The organism is Mesorhizobium sp. BAC0120 (assembly GCF_033542235.1).
Taxonomy (GTDB): domain Bacteria; phylum Pseudomonadota; class Alphaproteobacteria; order Rhizobiales; family Rhizobiaceae; genus JAWRCU01.
This window is the reverse complement of sequence record NZ_JAWRCU010000011.1, coordinates 75,062-92,620: the sequence shown is the minus strand read 5'-3', so window position 1 is coordinate 92,620 and position 17,559 is coordinate 75,062. Positions and strand designations below refer to the sequence as shown.

The following is a 17,559-nucleotide window of genomic DNA, read 5'->3' as shown; positions in this document are numbered from 1 at the left end:
AGCAAACGAAGACCCGCCACTTATCCCTAAGCGGTTCTTGTCTGCCAGGCAGGCTCGTCTGCGCGGTAGAGCGTCTCGCGCAAAAAGCCCAGCGTGGCATCGGCGTCGGCCGGCTTGCCGAAGAGATAGCCCTGGCCTCCGCTGCAACCGAACTGGATCAATCTCTCGGCCTGCGCCTCCTCCTCGATGCCCTCGGCGACGACCTCCATGCCGAGACCAGCGCACATGGCGAGGATGGCACGAATGATATGCTCCGAGGGCCGATCGTCGAGGATCGAGGAGACGAAGGCGCGGTCGATCTTCAGCTTGTCGAAGCGGAAGTCGCGCAGCCGTCCGAGACTTGACTGGCCGGTGCCGAAATCATCGAGCGAAACCCTGATCCCGACACGGCGGAGGTCGTTGACGATCTTCTCGGCCGAAGCCGGATCGGTCATCAGGCCGGTCTCGGTGATCTCGATCTCGAGCCGGGCCGGATCGAAGCCGGTGCGATTGAGGATCGCCAATATGTGCAGGCCGGTGTTCTGGTCGACGAGTTGCGACGGCGACAGGTTGAAGGAGAGAAACAGTTCGTGCGGCCAGCTCCGAGCCGCCTCTGTCGCCTTGCGCAGCACCAGTTGCGACAGCGGCCCGATGATGCCGCGCTCCTCCGCGATCGGGATAAAGACCGAGGGCGGCACGTGGCCGAGGTCGGGGTCAGTCCAGCGCGCGAGCGTCTCGAAGCCGACCACCCGGCGGTCATGCAGGTCGACGATGGGCTGGAAGTGCGGCTCGACCTCGCCGGACGATACGGCACGGCGCAACGCCTGCTCGATGCGGGTGACGCGTTTTGCCGCCTCCTCCATCTCGCGCGTATAGACCACGACGCGGCCGCGGCCGGAACGCTTGGCCTGGTAGAGTGCGGTCTCGGCCTTGTTGACCAGGATCTCCGTCGTCTCGTCGCCGGAATAGAAGAGCGAGCAGCCGACAGAGGCGGAAAGGCGCGCGGTGCGCTCGCCGACGTCATAGGGCGCCGACAGGATCTCGATCAGCATCCTGGACTTTTCGCTGGCCGCTTCCTCGCTGAACACCATCGGCAGCAGGAAGGCGAACTCATCGGCGCCGACGCGGGTGACGGCGGACTGCCCTTGCATCGCGGCGTGCAGCCGCATCGCCGCCTGGATCAGGATCTCGTCGCCCGCCTTGTGACCGAACAGGTCGTTGATCGGCTTGAAGCCATCGAGATCGAGAATCCCCACGGTGAACGGGGCCGGGTCGTCGGCGCGCTCGGCGATCAGACGGTCGACCTTGTCGAAGAAGCGCCGCACGTTTCCGAGCCCGGTCAACGGATCGGTGAATGCCAAGTCCGAAGCCGTTTCTCTGCCGGTCTGGCTGCCGCCAAACATCATGGTCATTATTGTTCCCGCCCTTGCCAGGCCTTTTCGCGGGACAATGGCAGCAAAGCGTTTAAGAAAACGTATCGCCACGTATATTTGTTTAAGATTCCCGCGGTCATGCGGATGACCGGGAAGCCAAATGTCGCCAGGTCATGGCATCTACAGCGCGATGAATTGGACGGAGTCATTCATCCCGCCATAGCTCTTGTGTTTTGCAGCATGATCTTATCGAAAGTCCGCAACTTCTTGTCGCACCGACCTTCGGTTCGCGACCATTCTCTAGAGCGGCTGACGCCCCGATAAATCCGGGCTGCCGCTCTATGTGTTTGTTTTTTCCGCATTTGTGCGACGCCAAGTGATTCCACTTGGCTGCAAAATGCTCTAGCGGACACGGTAGATTTCGAGCGCCTGGCCGGTCGGCCCGGAGAGCTTTTCAAGCCAGGCAGGCGTGCTGCCGCCGACGAGCGTCGCCAGTAAGCCTGCAGGCGCCCAGTGTTGGAACGCAGCGGTCTCGCCATTGCCGCGGCAAATTGCGACGAGCCCGACATCATTGTCCCGGATGATCTTGCGCGCCTCGTCCTCGGTGCCGGAGAGGGCTTCGAAGGCGATGAGGTCGCCGTGAACGTTGCGGTGATAGGGGCCGGCGAGGACGCGATGATGCGTATGGACGAGGATCGGCGCGCCGAGGTTCGAGATGGCAAGGACGGTGGTCGCCGGCATTGCGGCAAGGGCGGCAAAATCGCCTGGCGTGTCGCAGCTTGCGGCCGATGCCGCCTTCGAGGAACCGGGGCCGCCGAATGCGCCAACAAGGGCTGCGGCGGACACATGCCAGATGAACGGTATCGAGATCAGCCAGGCCAGCACCATCTTGAAAGTGGCCCGCCTGACGGAGGCTGCGACCCTCTCGCGCCAGCTGCCGATCCATGCGACGAGCGGGATGACGGCAAGAGGAAGCGCAAAGACGGCGCCGCGCACCTGCCAAAGGCTGACGGCGAGGGCGGCACCCAGGAAGGCGGCGACGATGATTTCGGTGCGAGCAGCACCCCTTCTCCAAACGCGCAGGGCCAGAATGACGAGACCGATCAACGGCGTCACGTAATAGCCCATCGCCATCGCCGGATCCTTCATGGCGAGCTTCCAGAAGGGCTGCGCCTCTTCGATGGCATCGAGCCAGAACTTCTGGAACTTCGGGTCGACGCCGGCATAGGGTGCGGCCACGCATTGCGGGAAGAAGACCACAGTGATGGCGCCGACGGCGATGCCCAAGAAACAAAGGCTGACGAAGCGGCTGAGCAGTGTCTTGCCCAGCGATCGGATGCCGGAGGCGATCGCCAGGCCGACGCCGGCAATCAGTGCGACAGTGAATTGCGGGGTCGAATAGGCGTCACATTGCGGCGCAAGCCACGCATCGGGTGGCACGGTGCCTATGAAAGCCACTATTCCGAGACCGGCCAATCCCAAGCCGAAGCCGCATGCCCTATGTGCCTCCTCGTCGCCGCGGACGAGAAACCCGATTGCGGCGGCAAGCCCGGCCACGGCGACATAGGGCAAAGTCTCCATGCCCACCGCCAGCATCAGCGCAGACGCAACGCCTGCTGCCAGCCCCGATGCAAAGCCTTCTGATCCAGAGCCTCGTCCGGCAACGAGCGCGCTGAGCGCCGCGAGCGTCAGCACGAGCTGGACATTGTGATGATCGATATCGGCGGGCGCGAAGACACCGATATAATACAGCGTGCCGCCGCCGACGAAGAGCGCCGGTAGAAGCGACCATTCGCCGCCAAGCGCCCGCGCGATCCTGACGATGAATGTCATGGCGAGCACCAGCAGAATTGTCGGCCACAGGACGAGGGCGACGGTCTCGCCCCGTGCCATGCTGCCCGTCAGGGCGGACGCGGCGAGGATGATGGCAGCGATCGGCGTGTCGACGATCCGCGACCAATGCATCACGAAGCCGCCGGCGGGGCCCATGCGGTACTGATGCAGGTCATACCAGCCTTGGCCCGCAATCAAATCGCGGACCTCGACCAGCCGCAGCAGGCTGTCATTGTCGCCGTGCGAGTCGGAGAGCGTCGAAAAGCCCTGCACGGCATACAAGCCGAGCATGATGAGCGCGACGATGGCGGCGGGCACGAAATCGGCTCGCCAAGGTTCCCACGGTTCGAGCCTTTCAGGCGTTGCTGTGTCGAGAGCGGTCATTGGCGTCCTATTGGGGCGTCCTGTTGGCGAGCGCCCAATGTAGCCCTGCAGCTTGAACAGACCGTAAAGCGTGGGGTTTCGTCAGCCGCGATACGGGAAAACCCAACTCGACGAAACCATGTAGCTCGCCCCGCCCGCTGCGATGGTCGTCGCCATCGACATGGCGAGCGGCGACATGGCGAGCCACTCGACAGCTGCGTGCGAGACAAGGCCGGAGAATATGGCGCATCCCGCCTGGAGGGCGAGATAGCGGCGGAAGGAATTGCCGTGATGCTGCCGGTCGCCGAAGGTCCAGCTGCGGTGCGCCGTATAAGCGATGGCAAAAGCCACGGAATAGGCGAGCACGCTTGCTGAGAACGGCGACAGTCCCATCGAGACCAGCAGGAAGCTGAGCACGAAAACCAAGCAGGCCGCGCCTACGCCCACCATTACAAACCGGACCAGGCGCACGCCCGCAAGGGCGCGGATCATTGCGCAAACGCCCTTTGGCCGGCTCCACGCAGGGCGACGGGGGTGTCATCGAGCTTCGAACGTTTCACGGGGATCTCCAGGATCCCGAGCAGGAAAGCCGAGAAGAACATCTGGAAGGCGATCACGATCAGTGTCAGGCCTAGCACGACGACGCGCGGAATCTCAGCATCTGTGAGGGGGCCGAAGCCGAGGCTCGCCCATTTGACCATCGCATAGCCGAAGAAGAGAACGCCGCCGAGGAAGCATATGCCGGCATCGACTGCGAGTCGGTCGGTGCTGATGACCCTGGTCAGCCAGTCCGAGCGTGGATTGTCCGGAAGGATGCCGGTGATCGCAGCGTAGTAGCGCGACAGCACGCCGAATGTGATGAGCTGAACCCCGGTCATCGCCATGAAGCATGCGGCAACGAAAGTATTGAGGTCGAGCGAAAGGTTGTCGGCAAGGCGCAGCGGTCCGAACAGAAGCGCGAGGGCCAGAAATCCGCCAAGTCCGCACAGCGTAGCGCCAGGGATGAAGAACAGCCAGCGCGGGTTGTACATCAGCAGGAATTTGAGATGGCGCCAACCGTCGCGCCACGTCTTCAGATGCGGCGGCCGGCTGCGACCGTCTTGTCTCAGTACGGTCGGCACCTCCTCGATGCGCAGGCCGGCTAGCGCGCTACGCACCACCATTTCGCTGGCGAACTCCATGCCGGTTGTCTGCAGATTGAGCGCGCGGATCGCCTCGGCATTGAACCCGCGCAGCCCGCAATGGAAATCGCCGGTCCCGATGCGGAAGAACAGCCGGCCGAGAAAGGAGAGCACCGGGTTGCCGAGATATCTGTGAAGCGGCGGCATGGCGCCGGCCTCGATGCCGCCCATAAAGCGGTTGCCCATAACCAGGTCGGCGCCGTCGCGCAGATGATCAAGGAAAGCGCCAAGCGTCGAGAAGTCGTAGGAGTCGTCGGCGTCGCCCATGACGATGAAACGCCCGCGAGCGGCCGCAATGCCGCCGAGCAGAGCCGCCCCATAGCCTTTCCTGGCCACGTTGACGACACGGGCACCCAAGGCGGCAGCGATCTGCTGGGAGCCGTCCGTGCTGCCATTGTCGGCGACAAGCACTTCACCGGCGACGCCTTCCTCGCTGAGGAAATACTTGGCCTTGCGTATGCAGGCCGCCAGCGTCTCGGCCTCATTGAGGCAAGGCATCAGGATCGTCAGCTCGACCGTTTCCGGGGCGATCTCCCCCAAAGGGGCAACAACGTTCATCTCGGTTTTGTCCAGCGCTTTTTCCGTGCGACGCACTCATTCTCCGAGTCCCGGATGGCATTGTGGCCGGCAAAGCTTAAGAAACCTTCATTAGACGAATGTCGCGATTGCCGCTGCGGCAGGCATGGCGAAGATGATGGCATCCGCCTCAATTCATCGAGGGCGGAGACAGACAGGATTGCGAAACTTCAGGGAGGAGAATTCGATGCATGACGTCATCGCAAATGCATTCCCATGTCGTGCCGCCTGCAGAAGACTGCTCTTCGCGTCAGCAATCGCCCTGGGCAGTTCCTTGGCCTTCACGGCACATGGAAGCGCTGCGGACAAGGCGGGCTGGATCGGCACTTGGACAGCCAGCGCCCAGCCCGCCTGGACGTCGGACTTTCCCCTCCCTCTGGGCTTTCCGAGCAATCTCTATCAGCAGACAATCCGACAGGTTGCCCGTGCCAGCATCGGTGGAAACAAGGTGCGCGTCGTCCTCTCGAACGAATACGGCAAGGTGCCGCTAAAAATCGGCGCGGCTCATATCGGGCTTACGGCGGAAGGCCCGAACGTTCAGCCGGGCTCCGATCGGGCCCTGACATTCGGCGGCACGGGCTCAATTACCATTCCCCCTGGCGCGCCGGTCGTCAGCGACCCGGTCGAGTTGACGGTGGCTCCGCTTTCGAAGCTTTCCGTCAGCCTGTACTTCCCGGAAACTGCGCCGACCGACACGATGCATTGGGACGGGCACGAGACGGCATTCGTAGCGGTCGGGAACAAGGTGGCGGACCCGGAACTGAAGCCCGACTCCAAGCAGACGCAACGGGTGTTCCTGTCGGAGATCCTGGTGGATGCCCCTGCCGATGCGCGAGCGATCGTCACCTTCGGCGATTCCATCACAGATGGGGACGGCTCGACGGTGGACGGCAACGACAGGTGGCCGGACCATCTTGCCGAGCGGCTGAAGGAGGCCGGCGGCGCCCCGGTGGCGGTGCTGAACCAGGGCATTTCCGGTGCGAAGGTGCTCTCGGACAGGATGGGCACCAATGCGCTCGCCCGTTTCGAGCGCGACGTGCTGAGCCAGCCCTATGCCGACACGGTCGTCCTGATGATGGGCATCAACGACATCGGCTGGCCGGGTTGTGGCCTGGCGCCCAACGATCCCGAGCCAACGGCCGAAGACATCATCGCCGGCTACAAGCAGCTGATCGCAAGGGCGCATGACGACGGCATGCGCATCATCGGTGCGACGCTGACGCCCTTCGGCGATGCCTTCAAGGGCGGCCCGTTCGACGGATACTATACGCCGGAGAAGGAAAAGATTCGGCTGGCGGTGAACGACTTCATCCGCAGCAGCAGCGCGTTCGACGGCGTCATCGACTTCGACAAGGTGATCGTCGATCCGCAGAAACCGGGCTACAGCAAGGCCGAGTACGACAAGGGCGACCACCTGCATCCGAACAAGGCAGGCTATGAGGCGATGGCCGCATCGATCGACCTCAAGCTGCTCGCGAAGCCCCAATGAGCTCGGCCTGCGGGCGCTCTGGCTCGGCCCAAGCGCCCGCCCGAGAAGGCCTATGCCAGCAATAACAGTGGCAGGATAAGAAGCGGCGAGATCGGAGCTCCGATCGCATTCAATAGAACAACAATCTGCGGCAGCGCCCATGCCGCGATCACTAAGAAGCCCGCGAAGAAGGAAGCAGGCCCTTCCCTCGAACCGAAGCGACGGACCATCAGCAATGCCCCGCAAAGCAGCAGCGCCAGGTCGTAATTGTGCAAGTAGGGCGTCATCAGCACCGTTGCGATCAGCAGCATCGCACTACGTCGAACGCCGTCCTTCACCTGCCAAAATCGGATGACGAGCACGATGAGGACCAGCGCGGCGAAGCCTGCGTGGACTGAAGACGCCAGCGATGAGTTGCCTGTGACGATGCGCAACGACATGAACATCGAGGGGATCATCGTCATGAAGGGGCCGCTGCCAGCCCGCTCGAGGGTCCCCAGGGTGGGCAGTGTATCGTTGAGATAGTCGCGCCATGGCTCCGGACCGAACAATGCGGCAGCCAGGGCAATCAGGCCGATGACAATCACGGCCGTCCACGCGATCATCCGCCATCGGCCCTGGAAGGCCCAGAGAAGCGGCAGCAGAAAACCGAACTGCGGCTTGATCGTCAGCAGCGCGCCAGCCGTAGCAGAAACCGGGTCGCGTCCCGGGCGCGGCGAAAGAGCCAGCAGAAGGAGGCCGGTCGCAAGGCTGCCGGTCTGTCCGAAGTATAGGTTCAAGAGGGTAGCTGGGGAGGTCAGAAGGATTGCGATCTCAAGGCGGTCGAAACCGAAGCGTCGTGCGCCGGTCGTCAACACGATAAGGCCGATGGCGGACCATACCGCCAGCGCTGCATAGTAGCCGAGCAAGCCGAACGGCCAGACGAACAGCAGCGACAGCGGCGGATAGGCCCACAAGCGCAGGCCGATATCCGCTCCATCTACGAACGTCCGCTCGTAAGCCATGAACCTGCCGACTTGATAGATATCCGCAGTCCGGTCCGCGAGAATGAGTTTGGCCGTGGTCCACAAATTGATGAAATCGCCGCCGACGGGAGTGCCGTCGGGATAGAGCCGGCCGGCGATTCCGACGGTCTCGCCGTATTTGACGATGCAGAAACCGACGAGATGAACGGCTCCGAGTACCAGCAGGGCAAACTTTAGCCTATGCTCCGCTCCGGCCATGCTGGTTTCTCCGGCGGCTCCTTGCTGTCGCGATTTTGCGGCGTAGTCGGTCACTGTCGTCGGCCGATGGCATTGGCTGGTCAGTGGCCAGTCTGGCGAGAAAACGTGTCGATTCGGTTAGGGGGGCGATGTCCGGCTGGCACTTCGGGTCACCCTGGTGATTGGCAGGCCGCTGCCGACGCGATACATGCTTGCCGCGAAAGCCAACGCATTGCAGGGAAGACCTCATGTCGCTCAAGATCGCTGTGCAGATGGACCACGTCTCGACGATCACAATCGCCGGCGACACGACCTTCGCGCTGTCGCTCGAGGCGCAGCGGCGCGGCTACCAGCTGTTCCACTACACGCCCGACCGGCTGACCTTCGACAACGGCAAGGTCTTCGCACGTGTCGAGGAAATGCGACTGCGCGAAGAGAAGGGTAACCATTTCTCGCTCGGAGAGCCGGCGCGCACCGATCTGTCGGAGATGGACGTGGTGCTCCTGCGCCAGGACCCGCCCTTCGACATGAACTACATCACCACCACGCATATTCTCGAACGCATTCACCCGAAGACGCTGGTGGTGAACGATCCGGTCTGGGTGAGGAACAGCCCCGAGAAGATCTTCGTCACCGAATTTGCCGAGCTGATGCCGGAGACGCTGATCACCAAGGATCCTGAAGAGGTCGCAGCCTTCCGCCGCAAGCATGGCGACATCATCATCAAGCCGCTCTACGGCAATGGCGGGGCCGGCATCTTTCACCTCGCCGAGGCCGACCGCAACCTTGCCTCCCTGCTCGAGATGTTCGGGCAGATGTTCCGCGAGCCCTACATCGTGCAGCGCTATCTCAAGGAGGTGCGCAAGGGCGACAAGCGCATCATCCTGATCGACGGCGAACCAGTCGGTGCCGTCAATCGCGTCCCCGCCGAGCACGAATCGCGCTCGAACATGCATATAGGCGGCCGCGCCGAGAAGACGGACCTGACGGAGCGCGAGCGCGAGATCTGCGCGCGCATCGGCCCGGAGCTGAGGCGGCGCGGCTTCATCCTGGTCGGCATCGACGTGATCGGCGACTACATGACCGAGATCAACGTCACCTCGCCGACCGGCATCCGTGAGATCGCCCGCTTCGGCGGAGACGATGCTGCCGCGCTATTCTGGGATGCGGTGGAGAGAAAGCTGGCCTCGGGCTGATCCGGCGTTCCGCCTTCGACGCGAGCCAGATTGGCTGCCGGGCAGCGGTATGTTCTCGTCTTGTTCTTGATTTGCTCACGGAACTATGCTTGTTTGCCTTCCGTGCAGGTAAACCTGTTCCGCGCGGCAATCGCGGGATTTGTTTTCGCAGCATGATCTTATCCGAGAGGCCCACAGCTCTTTTGCTGCGCTGATCTTCGGTTCGGGATCATGCTCGAGATCTTACGGCATGATCTTGTCCGAAAAGTCTGCGACTTTTCGGGATCATGCAGCATGAGGGGGCGGCATGGTCTCGCGCGTTCAGACGATCGCGTTTCAGGGCATCGAGGCGGTACCTGTCGATGTGCAGGTGATGGTGGCGCCCGGGAAGAAGAACATCCACATCGTCGGCCTGCCCGACAAGGCCGTCGCCGAGAGCCGCGAGCGGGTGCAGGCCGCCCTCCACGCTTCCGGCCTGTCCATGCCGGCGAAGAAGGTGACGGTCAATCTCGCGCCTGCCGATCTGCCGAAGGAAGGCAGCCACTACGATCTGCCGATCGCGCTCGGCCTGATGTCTGCGCTGGGCGCGATTCCCGGCGATGCGCTGGCCGGTTATGTGGTATTGGGCGAGCTGTCGCTCGACGGCACGATCGCGCCGGTCGCCGGCGCTTTGCCGGCAGCAATGGGCGCGAACGCGGCCGGGAAGGGTCTGATCTGCCCGGCCGCATCCGGGCCCGAGGCAGCCTGGGCAGGGTCGGACATCGACATCATTGCGCCGCGCAGCCTGATCGCCATCGCCAACCATTTCCGCGGCACGCAGCTGATCGCGCGGCCCGAGGCAAAGATCCATCAGCCCGCAGGTGACCTGCCGGACCTTGCAGACATCAAGGGACAGGAGAGCGCCAAGCGCGCGCTGGAGGTCGCTGCCGCCGGCGGGCACAATCTGATGATGGTAGGCCCTCCGGGATCGGGGAAATCGATGCTGGCGCAGCGGCTGCCCTCGATCCTGCCGCCACTCTCGCCACGCGAGCTGCTCGAAGTCTCGATGATCGCGTCGGTGGCCGGCGAGCTCGCCGAAGGCAAGCTCACCAACCGGCGTCCGTTCCGCGCCCCGCACCATTCGGCCTCGATGGCGGCGTTGATCGGCGGCGGCCTGCGCGTCCGACCGGGAGAGGCCTCGCTTGCGCATCACGGTGTGCTATTCCTGGACGAGCTGCCGGAGTTCCCGCCGCAGGTGCTCGATTCGCTCAGGCAGCCGCTCGAAACCGGCGAGTGCGTGATCGCGCGCGCCAACAGCCGCGTCTCCTATCCGGCGCGCATCCAGCTGATTGCTGCTATGAACCCGTGCCGATGCGGCATGGCCGGCGAGCCGGGCTATCGCTGCCTGCGCGGACCGCGCTGCCAGGCCGACTACCAGGCGCGCATTTCCGGCCCGATGCTCGACCGCATCGACCTGCGCATCGAGGTGCCGGCAGTCTCGGCCAGCGACCTGATCAAGCCGGCAAGTGCTGAGAAGAGCGCAACGGTCGCGACGCGTGTCGCGCAAGCCCGCACGATCCAGCGCGATCGCTTCGCGGCGCTCGGACTTGGCGGCATCACAACCAATGCGCAGGCGCCGACCTCGGTCGTCGAGGAGATGGCGGCGCCTGACGCTGCGGGGGTGACGCTGTTGCGCGATGCGAGCGAAAAGCTCGGCTTCTCCGCCCGGGCCTATCACCGCGTCCTAAAGGTGGCGCGCACGCTCGCCGATCTCGACGGCAGCGAGAAGGTTGGCCGCATTCACCTCGCCGAAGCGATTTCCTATCGTATGACCGGAGAAAGGCTCGCGCAGGCAGCGTGAGGCGGGAGCAGGTTCGTCAGCGACCTCACTGAACCGAGCCGACCAGCGGAGCGGAGTCTTCGCGGATCGACACCCAGCGACCGGTATGGTTGGTCGACTGACGCTTGAGATAGCGGTAGCCGGTTGCCTCCCAAGGCTTCACCGTTTCGCTGAGGTTGTCGAGGATGTAGTCGCCCTGGTCGGTCCGGACGGTCAGCACCGCGTGGCCTTCTCCGTCCGGCTTGCGCACGACAGTGATCAGGAGGTCCGAGAGCGAGATGCCCTCTTGGGAGAGCTTGCGGCGCTTCTCCAGCGCATAGTCTTCGCAATCACCATAGCCGTCATCAGGATAGGCCCACACTTCGTCCTTGCCGTAGTGATCGAGATCGCTCATCGCCTTCACGCTCGTGTTGACAAGCGTGTTGACGCTGTCGATCTCCTTCCAGGCGGCCTCCGTGAGGTGCAGCGGGCCGGGGTCGCGCAGCTTGATCGAGCATTCCGCCGGATTTGCCTTGCAGAATTCGTAGTGGCCAATGGGTTGCGAGGTGAGCCCGCCGGTCAGCATTGCCGACGACCTTTCGGCGGCAGGAGCCCCCGACACCACCATCATCATCAACCCGAACGCCAGCACCTGCGGCCTTCGGGAAGCTTTCGAGCGGAACATGCCCCCGACCCTCGCCACTTATTAACAAAGCGTTAAATGCGAATTGCCGGCAAAAGACAAGTAATCCGTTGGGATGATGGTTACCGCGTTCGGGATCGCGGCCATTTTGCAACAACAAGCCGAGGCGAGAGGGGCTGACGCTCGGATAATTCCGGGCCGGCTGCAAGAATGCTCCAGGGGCCCAGGCGCCTGCGCCTTGCGAAGCGGAGTCAGGCAGCCTTTCGAAATCACGAGACCAGATCACGAGACCAGGCGCGGCGTCGACCGTTTGCGGCTGCGCCCATAGCTCGCCTGAAAATCCAGTATGCGCGGCACGATCTCGGAACGGAAGCGCGAGCCGTTGAAGACGCCGTAATGACCAACAGCCGGTTGCAAATAGTGCGCGCGCATATTGTCGGGGATGTTGACGCAGAGGTCGTGCGCGGCTCGGGTCTGGCCGACGCCGGAAATATCGTCGTTCTGGCCCTCGACAGTCAAAAGCGCGACGCTGCGGATGGCTGCCGGGTCGACCTTCTCGCCGCGATGCGTCATTTCACCTTTCGGCAGTGCGTGGCGCACGAACACAGTCTCGACCGTCTGCAGGTAGAATTCCGCAGTGAGATCCATCACCGCCAGATACTCGTCATAGAAGTCGCGGTGCTTCTCGGCACTGTCGCCGTCGTTCTTCACGAGGTGCATGAAGAAGTCCTTGTGGGCGATGATATGCCGGTCGAGGTTCATGCTCATGAAGCCGGAAAGCTGCAGGAAGCCCGGATAGACGTCGCGCATGAAGCCGGGCGCCGGCCACGGCACCTGCATGATGACGTTTTCGCGGAACCAATCGATGCCGCGCTCCTCGGCAAGCTGGTTGACCGCTGTCGGGTTGCGGCGCGTATCGATGGGGCCGCCCATCAGCGTCATCGTCGCCGGGACCAGGCGATCGCCGCGTGCTTCCATCAATGCGACGGCCGCCAGAACGGGCACGGACGGCTGGCAGACCGCCATCACTTGAACGTCGGGCCCGAGCGTATGGAAAATGTCGATCAAATAATCGATGTAGTCGTCGAGGTCGAACTTGCCGTCCGTCACCGGGACCATGCGGGCGTCTGCCCAGTCGGTGATGTAGACATCCGCGTGCGGCAGCATCGCCTCCACCGTGCCGCGGAGCAGCGTGGCGTAGTGGCCGGAGATCGGCGCCACGATCAGCAGCTTGCGATCGGCCTGCCGGTCCGCAGGCAGAGCGCGCTCGAAATGAATGAGATTGCAAAAGGGGCGCTTCCAGACGACCTTCTCGCTCACCTCGACGGTCTTCCAATCGACGGTGGTGGTCTTCAGGCCGAATTCCGGCTTGCCGTAGCGGCGCGTCGAGCGCTCGAAGAGTTCGGCCATGGCCGCGACGGAGCGGCCGAGCTCAGTGTGTGAGAAGGGATTGAGCGGACTGGAATAGAGCAGCCTGATCGCGTCGGCGTAGGCCCGCGCCGGCTGCAGCGCGGCGTGGTTCATTTCATAGAGCTGGTAGAACATGGGAAGCTCCGGTCACGCCACGAGATCGTTAACATGCAAAAGTTAGCGATTGCCTGCTGCAATGCAATAGGTCACGTAAGGTGAATTAGTCCTACTTTTCGCTCAAGCTGTTGAAAACCAAGCCTCTCACGGGATAGCCGGCTCAGCGTATCGCGATTCCGCAACGCCAAAAGACGGCGATTTGTTCAGACAAATCGCCGTGTGGTGATTCGAAATTCGCCGCCATCAGAGCGGCGTGCGATCAAATTGAATTTTTTTGGCTGCTGAACTTCGGCTTGAGATCATGCTCTGGGATGAGCAAATTGGGACGACTATTCCACGCCTTCCACCAGCACCATCTCGGCGTCGGCATATTTCAGCCGGATGGCGCGGGCGGCCTGGTATTCGGGGGAATGATAGCAGTCCTGCGCTGCCTTGAGCGACGGGAACTCGATCACGACATTGCGGGCTCGCTCGCGGCCCTCTGTCTGCTCATAAGCGCCGCCGCGCGCGAGCATCCTGGCGCCGTATTTGTCGAAGGCGATCTTCGATGCTGCGACATAGTCCTTGTAGCCTTCCGCGTCGCGCACATCGACATGCGCGATCCAGTAACCCTTGGCCATCAGCGTACTCCTACCGCGTCTTTCATCTGTGCAAGGATTGCGCGCGCTGCCGCGGCCCTGTCGACGGCGCCGACGATCGGCCGGGCGACGACAAGATGGCTTGCGCCGGCACGGATCGCATCGGCCGGCGTCATCACCCGCTTCTGGTCGCCGGGGTCGCCGCCGAGCGGCCGAATGCCGGGTGTCACCACCGCAAGTTCCGGTCCAACGATCTTGCGCACTGCAGCAGCCTCACCCGCCGAGCAGACGATGCCGCCCATGCCGGCGCCAAGTGCCTGTTCCGCGCGGCGCAGCACCAGCGTGTGGGGGTCGTATTCATAGCCGGCGTCGATCATGTCCTGCTCGTCCATGGAGGTGAGCACTGTGACGGCCAGCAGGCAGAGGCCAGAGCCGCGAGCCGCCTCGACCGCCGCGCGCATCGCCTTCGGATAGGCGTGCAGCGTCAGCATGGTGACGCCCATCTTCACGATGTTCTCGACGCCCTTCGCAACGGTGTTGTCGATGTCGAGAAGCTTCATGTCGAGGAAGACCTTTGTCTCCCCGCTCGCCAGCTCGCGGGCGAAATCGAGCCCGCCGGCGAAGGCGAGCTGATAGCCGATCTTGTAGAAGGAGGCGACGCCGTCGAGGTCGCGCACGATCTTTTCGGCCTCGGCCACGGTCGGCACGTCGAGCCCGACAATAAGGCGATCGCGCAGCTCAGCTTCCATCTCGAACGCCCTCGAATCGTTCCACCGGGGTCCAATCGCAGAGCAGGCGCAGGCCGGCAAGGGAAAATGCATAGATGTTGCCGCCGCCGGCGGGCTGATCTTCGGCACGCGAGATCGGCCGCTGCCCAAGGTGGCATTTCAAGAGCGTGCCGACGGCCCCGTGTCCGACGAAGAGTATCTCTTTCCCGCGGTCGTTATCTTCCAGCACGCGCCGCACGGCCGTGACGATGCGCGCCTGCGCGTCGGCTGCGCGCTCCCATCCATTCCAGCTGACAGTGGGCTCGGCGAAGAATGCGTCGGCTGCCCGCTCGAAAGCGAGCGGCTCCAGAAACCCAGTCGAGGAGCGATCGTTTTCGCCCATATCGGGAAAAACCTCGCATGGCACTTCGAGCGATTCGGCAATGAGGCGGGCGGTCTCGATCGCCTTCCGTTCTTCGCTGGCGACGACTCGCTTCAAACCCTTCAGCCACGGGCGGCCAAGGAGCGCTTCGATGCGCTCTCTACCTCTGCTTGAAATGTTCCACTCCGGAACCGGAACCGCCGGATCAATCTCGACCTGAGGGTGGGTGAGATAAAGACCGATCAACTCAGTTCTCTGCCCTCGTGGAAAGCATGCGGGCGTGCTCGATGAGCGTTCTGCAAAGTCGCGTCATGCCCTTGCGCAGCCGCTCCTCCTTGAAGCTGCCGTCCTCCGCGAAGGCGTCCGCGCCGTGCGGCACGGACACCTGCGGCGCGATCACCTCCATCTGGATGTGCGACAGCACGGCACGCAGATGGTTGGCACTGCGGATGCCCGCGAAATGGCCGTCGGAGGAGGAGCAGATGCCGACCACCTTGCCGGGGTAGGGATTGAGCGGCTTGCCGTTGTCCCTGTGAATGCGGCTCACCCAGTCGATGGTGTTCTTGAGCAGCGGCGGCATCGACCCATTGTACTCCGGCGTGCAGATCAGCACCGCGTCATGGGCCGCGATCAGCCTCGCCAGCTTGAACGCATTCTCGGGGATGCCCCTTTCCTGCTCGAGGTCCTGGTCCATGATCGGCAGCGGATAGTCGGCCAGCGAGATGCGCGTCACTTCCGCGCCCTGGATCGCAAGCTCCTTCTGCGCCGCGTCGGCCGTCTTTCCGCTATAGGCGCCGGTCCTGACCGAGCCGGCGAATACCAATATCTTCGGAACGACGATCACCCACAGCCCTCCTAGCCTCACCCGCGCAGGCGAAATCAAGCTGCGAGCTGCGGTAATGTCAACCGGCGACGAGCCGCCGGTACACCCAAAGCTGCGTCGGGGGGATGTTGCGCAGCACGAAGTCGAAATGTTCGACCTTGTAGTGACCGCGCCCGGCAGGCACCGGCGAGAGCGGACCGTAGGTGAGCTGCATGATCGGCCGGCCGGCCGGGATGCGGTTGAGCAGATCCTCGATATAGCCAACCCGCTGCTGCACCGGGAAGTTGAGCAGCGGCACGCCGGAGACGACGGAATCGAAAACCATGCCACGCTTGTCGCCGAGCGTGGCATCGAGGTCGAACGCGTTGCCGTGGATGACGTTGACGCCCGGAAACTGGGCTCTCAGATGGCAGACGAAATCTTCCGAATATTCGACCAGATAGAGGTTCTCGGGTTTCACGCCGCGGGCGAGTATGGCCCGCGTGATGACGCCTGTGCCCGGGCCGACCTCCAGAACCGGAAGGCCTGAGTCGGGATTGACCACGGAGGCCATGCGGCGTGCGGCGATTGAGCTCGTCGGCACAATCGAGCCGACCGCCTTGGGCTTGTCGATCCAGCCTTTGAAGAATTTCAGTTCGTCGTCGAACTTGTCGGCGAGAGCCTTTCGCAATCCTTGTTGGCGCGCCATCCGGCACCTCCCGTTCAGCGTCAGTTCGACGTCGCATCGAAACGCGGTCGAAGCAAGCCGCGTTTCTGAAAAACCCGTGGATGCCGTTCTGTCGCGCGCTGCTATTCGCCGAAAGATTCGAAGAAATCTTTCATGCGGGCGAAGAAGCCGCTCGACTGCGGGCTGTTCTCCGTAGAAGAGATCTGCTCGAATTCCTCCAAGAGCTCACGCTGTCGTTTGGTGAGATTCTGCGGCGTCTCTACGGCGACTTGGATATAAAGATCGCCGACCGCAGGCTGACGCATCACCGGCATGCCTTTGCCCTTGAGGCGGAACTGGCGACCGTTCTGTGTGCCTTCGGGCACCTTCACGCGTGTCTGCGTGCCGTCCAGGGTCGTTACTTCGAAGGAGCCGCCGAGCGATGCCGTCGTCATCGAGATCGGCACCTTGCAGTAGAGATCGGCGCCGTCGCGCTGGAAGAGCTCATGCGGCCTCACGGCGAGGAAGATGTAGAGGTCGCCCGGCGGTCCACCGCGCAGGCCCGCCTCGCCCTCATTGGCGAGCCGGATCCGCGTGCCGTCCTCGATACCGGACGGAATGTTGACGGATAGCGACCTTTCCTCGGTGACACGGCCCTGGCCGGCGCATTTCTGGCAAGGGTCCTTGATGATCTGGCCGAGACCGTGACATTGCGGGCAGGTCCGCTCAATGGAGAAGAAGCCCTGGCTTGCACGTACGCGACCTGCGCCCGAGCATGTCGGGCATGTGGTCGGCGAAGTGCCCGGCTTGGCGCCGGAGCCAGAACATTCGGTGCAGGATACCGAGGCCGGCACACGAATCTGCGCGGTCTTGCCGGTATAGGCCTCCTCGAGCGTGATCTCCATGTTATAGCGTAGGTCCGCGCCCCGCTCACGTCCGCCGGACGAGCGGCGTCGGCCACCACCCATCATGTCGCCGAAGATGTCCTCGAAGATGTCGGCGAAACCGCCGGCCGCGAAACCGTGGGCGCCGTTCATGCCGCCATTCTCGAAGGCGGCGTGGCCGAAGCGGTCATAGGCGGCCCGCTTCTGCGGGTCCTTCAGCGTCTCATACGCTTCGTTGATTTCCTTGAATCTGTGCTCGCAAGCCTGGTCCCCGGGATTGCGGTCGGGGTGGAACTGCATCGCCAATTTGCGAAACGCGCTTTTGAGCTCCTTCTCATCGGCGTTCCTCTGCACGCCGAGCGTTTCATAGAAATCAGCCTTCATGGTTTCCCGCTGCTTCGATTTTTATCGCCCGCAAGGT

Annotated in this window: 16 protein-coding genes; 3 read left to right on the top strand and 13 right to left on the bottom strand. The window is 63.1% G+C overall.

Annotated features, from left to right (window positions below):
* Nucleotides 1-26 precede the first annotated feature (26 nt).
* The 4 genes from SAZ10_RS22710 to SAZ10_RS22695 all read right to left on the bottom strand — a co-directional run bounded on the left by SAZ10_RS22710 (nt 27) and on the right by SAZ10_RS22695 (nt 5,323).
* A complete protein-coding gene (locus tag SAZ10_RS22710) occupies nt 27-1,391 on the bottom strand; it encodes a putative bifunctional diguanylate cyclase/phosphodiesterase (protein ID WP_318611665.1) in 1,365 nt (454 codons plus the stop codon).
* Between the two features lie 363 nt (nt 1,392-1,754).
* Nucleotides 1,755-3,569, bottom strand: a complete 1,815-nt coding sequence (locus SAZ10_RS22705) for a GtrA family protein (protein ID WP_318611664.1) — start codon at nt 3,567-3,569, stop codon at nt 1,755-1,757.
* Nucleotides 3,570-3,650: 81 nt separating this feature from the next.
* Nucleotides 3,651-4,040, bottom strand: a complete 390-nt coding sequence (locus tag SAZ10_RS22700; RefSeq protein WP_318611663.1) for a GtrA family protein — start codon at nt 4,038-4,040, stop codon at nt 3,651-3,653.
* Nucleotides 4,037-5,323 (bottom strand): glycosyltransferase family 2 protein, encoded by a 1,287-nt coding sequence (locus tag SAZ10_RS22695; RefSeq protein ID WP_318611662.1) that lies wholly within the window; start codon nt 5,321-5,323, stop codon nt 4,037-4,039. The genes SAZ10_RS22700 and SAZ10_RS22695 overlap by 4 nt, the downstream gene beginning before the upstream one ends.
* Before the next feature lie 169 nt (nt 5,324-5,492).
* Here SAZ10_RS22695 and SAZ10_RS22690 point away from each other — a divergent pair, with 169 nt between their 5' ends.
* Entirely contained in the window at nt 5,493-6,794 is a 1,302-nt protein-coding gene (locus SAZ10_RS22690; RefSeq protein WP_318611661.1) for an SGNH/GDSL hydrolase family protein, read from the top strand.
* Nucleotides 6,795-6,844: 50 nt separating this feature from the next.
* On the opposite strand, the gene SAZ10_RS22685 is transcribed toward SAZ10_RS22690, so the two are convergent.
* Nucleotides 6,845-7,996 carry a glycosyltransferase family 87 protein gene (locus SAZ10_RS22685; RefSeq protein ID WP_318611660.1) on the bottom strand — a complete coding sequence of 384 codons (1,152 nt, stop codon included), beginning with the start codon at nt 7,994-7,996 and terminating at the stop codon, nt 6,845-6,847.
* 227 nt (nt 7,997-8,223) lie between these two features.
* Here SAZ10_RS22685 and gshB point away from each other — a divergent pair, with 227 nt between their 5' ends.
* Together gshB and SAZ10_RS22675 are read left to right on the top strand one after the other, a co-directional pair.
* Nucleotides 8,224-9,171, top strand: coding sequence for a glutathione synthase (gene gshB, locus SAZ10_RS22680; protein WP_318611659.1), 948 nt, complete (start codon nt 8,224-8,226; stop codon nt 9,169-9,171).
* Nucleotides 9,172-9,457: 286 nt separating this feature from the next.
* The gene (locus SAZ10_RS22675; protein WP_318611658.1) at nt 9,458-10,990 is read left to right on the top strand and encodes a YifB family Mg chelatase-like AAA ATPase; all 1,533 of its coding nucleotides are present in this window, start codon (nt 9,458-9,460) and stop codon (nt 10,988-10,990) included.
* 25 nt (nt 10,991-11,015) lie between these two features.
* Here the strand turns inward: SAZ10_RS22675 and SAZ10_RS22670 are convergent, their stop codons facing one another.
* The 8 genes from SAZ10_RS22670 to dnaJ all read right to left on the bottom strand — a co-directional run bounded on the left by SAZ10_RS22670 (nt 11,016) and on the right by dnaJ (nt 17,522).
* Nucleotides 11,016-11,633: a transglutaminase-like cysteine peptidase gene (locus SAZ10_RS22670; RefSeq protein WP_412535278.1), complete on the bottom strand. Its 618-nt coding sequence runs from the start codon at nt 11,631-11,633 to the stop codon at nt 11,016-11,018.
* A gap of 240 nt (nt 11,634-11,873) precedes the next feature.
* Nucleotides 11,874-13,136 (bottom strand): polyhydroxyalkanoate depolymerase, encoded by a 1,263-nt coding sequence (locus tag SAZ10_RS22665; RefSeq protein ID WP_318611657.1) that lies wholly within the window; start codon nt 13,134-13,136, stop codon nt 11,874-11,876.
* A 311-nt stretch (nt 13,137-13,447) separates the two neighbouring features.
* Nucleotides 13,448-13,738 carry a DUF1330 domain-containing protein gene (locus tag SAZ10_RS22660; protein WP_318611656.1) on the bottom strand — a complete coding sequence of 97 codons (291 nt, stop codon included), beginning with the start codon at nt 13,736-13,738 and terminating at the stop codon, nt 13,448-13,450.
* Nucleotides 13,738-14,445 carry an orotidine-5'-phosphate decarboxylase gene (gene pyrF / locus SAZ10_RS22655; protein ID WP_318611655.1) on the bottom strand — a complete coding sequence of 236 codons (708 nt, stop codon included), beginning with the start codon at nt 14,443-14,445 and terminating at the stop codon, nt 13,738-13,740. The genes SAZ10_RS22660 and pyrF overlap by 1 nt, the downstream gene beginning before the upstream one ends.
* Nucleotides 14,435-15,031: a histidine phosphatase family protein gene (locus SAZ10_RS22650; RefSeq protein WP_318611654.1), complete on the bottom strand. Its 597-nt coding sequence runs from the start codon at nt 15,029-15,031 to the stop codon at nt 14,435-14,437. Before SAZ10_RS22650 ends, pyrF begins: the two co-directional genes overlap by 11 nt.
* Before the next feature lies 1 nt (nt 15,032).
* Entirely contained in the window at nt 15,033-15,629 is a 597-nt protein-coding gene (locus SAZ10_RS22645; protein WP_318611653.1) for an NAD(P)H-dependent oxidoreductase, read from the bottom strand.
* A 58-nt stretch (nt 15,630-15,687) separates the two neighbouring features.
* On the bottom strand, nt 15,688-16,296 hold the full coding sequence (gene pmtA / locus SAZ10_RS22640) for a phospholipid N-methyltransferase PmtA (protein ID WP_318611652.1): 609 nt from the start codon (nt 16,294-16,296) through the stop codon (nt 15,688-15,690).
* A 101-nt stretch (nt 16,297-16,397) separates the two neighbouring features.
* A complete protein-coding gene (gene dnaJ / locus SAZ10_RS22635; protein WP_318611651.1) occupies nt 16,398-17,522 on the bottom strand; it encodes a molecular chaperone DnaJ in 1,125 nt (374 codons plus the stop codon).
* Nucleotides 17,523-17,559: the final 37 nt, after the last annotated feature.

What these genes read in the sequence shown, in the direction of transcription:
- SAZ10_RS22710 (WP_318611665.1), bottom strand. Translation starts at nt 1,391, where the DNA reads ATGACCATGATGTTTGGCGGCAGCCAGACCGGCAGAGAAACGGCTTCG.
- SAZ10_RS22705 (WP_318611664.1), bottom strand. Translation starts at nt 3,569, where the DNA reads ATGACCGCTCTCGACACAGCAACGCCTGAAAGGCTCGAACCGTGGGAA.
- SAZ10_RS22700 (WP_318611663.1), bottom strand. Translation starts at nt 4,040, where the DNA reads ATGATCCGCGCCCTTGCGGGCGTGCGCCTGGTCCGGTTTGTAATGGTG.
- SAZ10_RS22690 (WP_318611661.1), top strand. Translation starts at nt 5,493, where the DNA reads ATGCATGACGTCATCGCAAATGCATTCCCATGTCGTGCCGCCTGCAGA.
- SAZ10_RS22685 (WP_318611660.1), bottom strand. Translation starts at nt 7,996, where the DNA reads ATGGCCGGAGCGGAGCATAGGCTAAAGTTTGCCCTGCTGGTACTCGGA.
- gshB (WP_318611659.1), top strand. Translation starts at nt 8,224, where the DNA reads ATGTCGCTCAAGATCGCTGTGCAGATGGACCACGTCTCGACGATCACA.
- SAZ10_RS22675 (WP_318611658.1), top strand. Translation starts at nt 9,458, where the DNA reads ATGGTCTCGCGCGTTCAGACGATCGCGTTTCAGGGCATCGAGGCGGTA.
- SAZ10_RS22670 (WP_412535278.1), bottom strand. Translation starts at nt 11,633, where the DNA reads ATGTTCCGCTCGAAAGCTTCCCGAAGGCCGCAGGTGCTGGCGTTCGGG.
- SAZ10_RS22665 (WP_318611657.1), bottom strand. Translation starts at nt 13,136, where the DNA reads ATGTTCTACCAGCTCTATGAAATGAACCACGCCGCGCTGCAGCCGGCG.
- SAZ10_RS22660 (WP_318611656.1), bottom strand. Translation starts at nt 13,738, where the DNA reads ATGGCCAAGGGTTACTGGATCGCGCATGTCGATGTGCGCGACGCGGAA.
- pyrF (WP_318611655.1), bottom strand. Translation starts at nt 14,445, where the DNA reads ATGGAAGCTGAGCTGCGCGATCGCCTTATTGTCGGGCTCGACGTGCCG.
- pmtA (WP_318611652.1), bottom strand. Translation starts at nt 16,296, where the DNA reads ATGGCGCGCCAACAAGGATTGCGAAAGGCTCTCGCCGACAAGTTCGAC.
- dnaJ (WP_318611651.1), bottom strand. Translation starts at nt 17,522, where the DNA reads ATGAAGGCTGATTTCTATGAAACGCTCGGCGTGCAGAGGAACGCCGAT.